2 protein-coding genes are annotated in these 1439 nt (G+C 61.3%); one reads left to right on the top strand and one right to left on the bottom strand.

Translation table 11 applies throughout. From position 1 onward, the window contains the following. A partial coding sequence (locus AC1D1X_RS23185) for a tripartite tricarboxylate transporter substrate-binding protein (RefSeq protein ID WP_477699328.1) occupies positions 1-658 on the top strand: 658 nt, incomplete at its 5' end. Between the two features lie 337 nt (positions 659-995). Here AC1D1X_RS23185 and AC1D1X_RS23190 read toward each other — a convergent pair. Further along, positions 996-1439 (bottom strand): DUF2845 domain-containing protein (locus AC1D1X_RS23190; RefSeq protein WP_477699329.1); only part of this gene is annotated, 444 nt, incomplete at its 5' end.

Consider the following 1439-nt stretch of genomic DNA (forward strand, 5'->3'; position numbering starts at 1 on the left):
GTACAACGCAGCGACCGACTTCGCGCCCATCACACAGCTGGTGCGCGTGCCCAATGTGCTGGTGATCAACGCCGACTCCGCGCGGCGCCTGAACATCAACTCGCTGGCCGACCTGATCAAGTACGCCAAGGCCAATCCGGCCAAGCTCAATTACGCCAGCGGCGGTAACGGCAGCGCGGGGCACCTTGCCGGCGAAATGTTCAAGGCGCAGGCCGGCATCTTTGCGCTGCACATTCCCTACAACGGCGGCAACCCGGCGCAACTGGCGCTGCTGAGCGGCCAGGTGGACTACAACTTTGACAACCTGGCCACGGCATCCGCCAACATCAAGGCAGGCAAACTCAAGGCGCTGGCAGTCACCACAGCCAAACGCAGCGCCATGCTGCCCGATGTGCCTGCCGTGGCCGAGACGCTCAAGGGTTTTGAGATCGATACCTGGTGGGGACTGGTGGCGCCCGCAGGCACACCGAAAGACGTGATCGCCAAACTCAACCAGGCATTCGTCGCCGCGCTGAATTCACCCGAAGCCAAAACCCGCTTTGCCACACTGATGGCCGAACCTGTAGGCAACACGCCCGAGCAGTTCGGCGCCTTCATGAAAAGCGAAATGGCGAAGTATGAAAAAGTGGTGAAGGCGTCAGGCRCGAAGGTGGATTGAAAAAAGGTCCACCCCCTTCCAGGCTCACTGCGTGTAGCCTGTTCCCCCCTCAGGGGGCGGCGCCTGGGGCCGGCGAAGCCGAAAAATTGGCACACCCCTATCGGGCTCACTGCATGTAGCCCTTTTCCCCTTGCAGGGGACGGTGCCTGCGGCCCGGCAAAGCCGGTTCCGCGGCACCCACTGGCGAATACCTCCGCCGATAGTGCCCAAAGAATTCTTAAACCCAGCATGAGCCCCGGAACCGGCTTTGCCGGGCCGTAGGGCGGGCGGCCCCCTCGGGGGGCAGGGAGCTACACGCAGTGAGCGACCGTGGGGGCTCCATCACCACCGTGGGGGCTCACCTGGTTACGCGATCCCCGTATCGAATGCTCTTCAGGGAACCGCCCTCAAACAGCAGCATGGTCATGAACTGCCCGTAACCCGGGTTGTAAGTCCACTCTTCCACCTGCTGGCAGGTATTAACCGTCACGTTGGTGGTGGTGCTGGCGGTGGAACCCACGGTGTTTGGTGTCACGACAGTCGAGCTGGGCACTGTGTCAGGCGTGGCTTTGCAGAACGTGTCCTTCATGACAGGCTCGCCGCATCTTTGCAGGATCGTGCCTTTGGAATTGCCGATCTGCGCCAGGTCGCCCTTGCAGCGCAGTGACTGGGCCGWAGCCCCGGTGAAAAAAGATGAGGCCAGAAAGGCGAACATCACGACAGCAACGCGAACAACATACTGGTTCATTTTGACTTCCCCCAAGTTAAACAAGGATGCGCGTGGTGCGCACCCCTTCTTAAC

Source organism: Polaromonas sp. P1_G4 (assembly GCF_056405475.1).